Annotated in this window: 5 protein-coding genes; 3 read left to right on the forward strand and 2 right to left on the reverse strand. The window is 30.9% G+C overall.

Annotated features, from left to right (window positions below; translation table 11 throughout):
• Positions 1-689, reverse strand: a 689-nt coding sequence (locus ABWO04_RS10360) for a thioredoxin domain-containing protein (protein ID WP_353079632.1), incomplete at its 3' end; no start/stop codon positions are given.
• Positions 690-796: 107 nt separating this feature from the next.
• Positions 797-1,876 (reverse strand): DNA replication/repair protein RecF, encoded by a 1,080-nt coding sequence (gene recF / locus ABWO04_RS10365; RefSeq protein WP_353079636.1) that lies wholly within the window; start codon positions 1,874-1,876, stop codon positions 797-799.
• Between the two features lie 135 nt (positions 1,877-2,011).
• On the opposite strand from recF, the gene ABWO04_RS10370 reads away from it, so the two are divergent.
• The 3 genes from ABWO04_RS10370 to mutL form a co-directional block, all read left to right on the forward strand.
• On the forward strand, positions 2,012-2,806 hold the full coding sequence (locus ABWO04_RS10370; protein WP_353079633.1) for a tetratricopeptide repeat protein: 795 nt from the start codon (positions 2,012-2,014) through the stop codon (positions 2,804-2,806).
• On the forward strand, positions 2,806-3,294 hold the full coding sequence (gene ribH, locus ABWO04_RS10375; RefSeq protein ID WP_353079634.1) for a 6,7-dimethyl-8-ribityllumazine synthase: 489 nt from the start codon (positions 2,806-2,808) through the stop codon (positions 3,292-3,294). The genes ABWO04_RS10370 and ribH overlap by 1 nt, the downstream gene beginning before the upstream one ends.
• Positions 3,295-3,476: 182 nt before the next feature.
• Positions 3,477-3,923: DNA mismatch repair endonuclease MutL (mutL, locus tag ABWO04_RS10380; protein ID WP_353079635.1), on the forward strand; the 447-nt coding region annotated here is incomplete at its 3' end.

Raw genomic sequence — 3,923 nt, forward strand, 5'->3', positions numbered from 1 at the left:
TATAAAGCTTTTCTCAACTCTTCCTCGCTAACAAATTCATTTTTAAAGAATGTTTGTTTTCCGTTTTTAACTACAATTATAACAGGTAAACCTTGGTAGCCTAATGCGTTAAATAATGATTTGTTTTTATCAGCATCAATTCTGTGGATAATTACTTTATCCGTCATTTCTTTACTAATTTTATCTAAATAAGGGCCCATTTTTTTACAAGGTCCACACCATTCTGCATAAAAATCAATTACAACCGTTTTATCTGAAATCATTAGTTTATTGTAATCTTCTTGCGTTATACCAGACCAAACGCCATTACTTTTTGGATTCGCTTTTTCCCAAGCCATATAACCGCCATCTAATTCGATAATATTTTTAAAGCCCAATTCCACTAAATGATTGGCTGCTTTTTTACTTCTTCCGCCACTTAAGCAATATACAAAAACAGGTTTTGATTTGTCTAAATTTGCGACTTGGGCATCAAAATCAGAGCCGTTCCAATTAGCATTTTTAGCATCTGCAATTTTTCCATTCGCATATTCGCCTGGCGTTCTAACATCTAAAATTTGTGCATCATCTGTTTTTGTAATAGTCGCTTTAAATTCTGCGGCATCTACACTTTTAAAGTTTTGACTATTTGTGCAACTAATTGATAATGTTATAATTGCAGTTGCGATAATTGATTTTAAGTTTTTCATTTTTATTAATTGTTACGCGAAGATTCACGAAGAAATCGCAAAGTTTCGCAGAGTTATTTTTTATCCTATAAATTGTCTAAATATCTGAATATCTATAATCTGAAAATCTAAATATTAAATATTTTATAGCTTTTATGTGTCTGTTTTATAATGTTTTCGGTTCTTTCGGGATGTGTGTCGGAAATAAAAATTTGTCCAAATACATCATCGTTTACCATATTCACAATTTGTTGTACTCTAAACGCATCTAACTTGTCAAAGATATCATCAAAAAGTAAAATCGGCAATGTTTTTGTATGTTTTTTAATGAAATCAAACTGCGCTAATTTCAAAGCAATTAAAAAGGATTTTTGTTGTCCTTGCGATCCGAATTTTTTAACAGGAAAACCAGCGATGTTGAATATTACATCATCTTTATGAATTCCACAAGTAGTATATTGCGTAATTCTGTCTTTTTGAAGATTTTGAATTAGTAAGGTTTCCAAATTGTCATCATAAAGTTGACTTTCGTATTCAATAGTTACTTTTTCAGCATTTTCTGAAATAACTTCATATAATTCTTGAAAAACGGGGATGAATTTTTCTAAAAAATCTTTTCTTTTAGTGAAAATTAGGTGTCCAAATTCACTTAATTGTTCGTTGTAAATATTCAAATTATCCGCATCAAAAACCTGATTTAAAGCAAAATACTTTAATAATGCATTACGTTGTTGTAACGTTTTCTGGTAATTTATTAATGTATTTAAATAAGAAGTATCAAAAGTAGAAATAACATTATCAATAAATTTTCTTCGGGTTTCGCTGCCTTCAATAATCAAATCGGTATCGCTGGGTGAAATAATCACAATAGGAATCAAACCAATATGTTCTGAAAATTTTTCGTAAATTTTTCCGTTGCGTTTTAAAATTTTCTTTTGTGCTTTTTTGTAACTACAAATAATTTGTTCGGTACGATTTTCTTTTTCAAAAACACCGTCAATAACAAAAAACTCTTCGCCGTGTTTGATATTTTGGGTGGAAAGTGGATTAAAATAACTTTTACCAACCGCTAAATGATAAATGGCATCTAAAATTGTTGTTTTTCCAATTCCGTTTTTTCCAACAATAGCGTTTATTTTGCTTTCAAATTCAAATGAATTTTCGGCAATGTTCTTATAATTAAGTAAAGATAGTTTTTTTAAAATCACGTTTTTTTGGTAAAAAGTGGCAAAAATTACACTTTCGAGTACAAATGTAAGTTCAATTTTTAAAAATATAAATAAAAGCACTTTTAAATTTAAATAAAAAGTATATTTTTGCACTTCTAATAAAATTTTAGTTCAATGGCAACATATAATAAAAGAGGTTATAAATCACCAAAACCTGAAGTAGAAAAAGATCCAGCATTTGATACAAGTGTAGATGAAATTAATGTAAACGAAAACGAAAGTACTACTGCTGGCGTGTTTAATGCGTTAGATGAAACAGCAAATAAAACCGAAGAGTGGGTAATAAGAAACCAAAAAGCAATTTTAGGATTCATTTTGGCAGTTGCAATTGCTACCTTAGGATACATTTTATATGATAAATATGTAGCTACACCAAGTCAAGAAGAAGCGTTTAAAGAAATGAATCAAGCGCAAATGTACTTCCAACAAGCAGTTGATGCTACAGAAAAACAAGATTCGTTATTTAAATTATCTTTAAAAGGTGGTGAAGGTAAGCTTGGTTTTGAAGGAATTATTTCTGAATATTCAGGAACTAAAGCAGCTAATTTAGCAGAATATTCTGCAGGTATGGCTTGTTTACATTTGAAAGATTTCAAAAAAGCAATTGAACATTTAGATAACTTTTCAACTAAAGAATTAAATTTACACGCTTTAGCTATTGGTGCAAAGGGTGATGCTAATGCAGAATTGAACAACAATGAAGAAGCTTTGAAATTATATGTTGAAGCCGCTAATGTTGATGAAAATGATTTTATCACTCCAAGATTTTTGTTGAAAGCAGCAAATATGGCTATTGTTTTAAAGAAAAATGACGAAGCTTTAGGTTATTTAAAAACAATCAAAGAAAAATATGAAACTTCTCAAGAAGGAAGTACAGTAGATATTTTAATTGCTTCATTGGAAAAATAATGGCAACCGAAAATAAAAATTTATCTCAATACGATAAAAACACAATCCCAAACGCGAAAGACTTTCGGTTTGGGATTGTTGTTTCAGAATGGAATGAAAACGTTACAGAAGGGTTGTATAATGGTGTTATTTCAGCTTTAACCGATTGTGGCGCCTTGCCAGAAAACATCAACCGATGGAATGTTCCAGGAAGTTTTGAACTGATTTTCGGAGCGCGTCAAATGCACGAAAAATTAGAGTTAGATGCTGTAATTGTTATTGGTTGCGTGATTAAAGGCGAAACGATGCATTTTGAATTTGTTTGCGAAGGCGTAACCCAAGGTATGAAAGATTTGAACTTACTTTATGATGCGCCGACAATTTTTTGTGTTTTAACCGATAATACGATGCAACAATCTATCGATAGAAGTGGAGGAAAACACGGAAATAAAGGTGTAGAAGCTGCTATTGCTGCAATTAAAATGATAGATTTGAATAAACGATACTAAACTTTAATAAAGTTAATTTAAACAAAAATCACAGGTTCCCATTCGTGTAATCTGTGATTTTTTATTTTTCACAAAACTATTTTGTTATTAACTTTTACAAATTTGTATTTTTTGAGATATAAAAATACGTTTTTAATTTCTTAAATTTGTAACATAACCAAAATAAAAAACAAAACAGATTAATGTCTGGAATCATTCAATTATTACCTGATCACGTAGCCAATCAAATTGCTGCTGGAGAAGTGGTGCAACGACCTGCTTCTGTAGTAAAAGAGTTGGTTGAAAATGCTGTTGATGCAAAGGCAACCGAAATTAAACTTATCGTAAAAGATGCCGGAAAGACGCTTATTCAAGTCATAGATAATGGCTTAGGAATGAACGTTACCGATGCACGATTGTGTTTTGAACGTCACGCTACTTCTAAAATTCGTCACGCGGAGGATTTGTTTGCGCTTCATACAAAAGGATTCCGAGGAGAAGCATTAGCGTCAATTGCTGCAGTCGCTCACGTAGAATTAAAAACCAAACAAGATCAAGAAGAATTAGGTATTCATATCATTATTGAAGGTAGTAAAGTAATTACACAAGATGTGGCTGTTTTGCCAAAAGGAACTTCATTTTTAGTAAAA

The sequence above is a fragment of the Flavobacterium sp. genome (genome assembly GCF_040382755.1).
GTDB lineage: Bacteria > Bacteroidota > Bacteroidia > Flavobacteriales > Flavobacteriaceae > Flavobacterium.

What these genes read in the sequence shown, in the direction of transcription:
- ABWO04_RS10370 (WP_353079633.1), top strand. Translation starts at nt 2,012, where the DNA reads ATGGCAACATATAATAAAAGAGGTTATAAATCACCAAAACCTGAAGTA.
- ribH (WP_353079634.1), top strand. Translation starts at nt 2,806, where the DNA reads ATGGCAACCGAAAATAAAAATTTATCTCAATACGATAAAAACACAATC.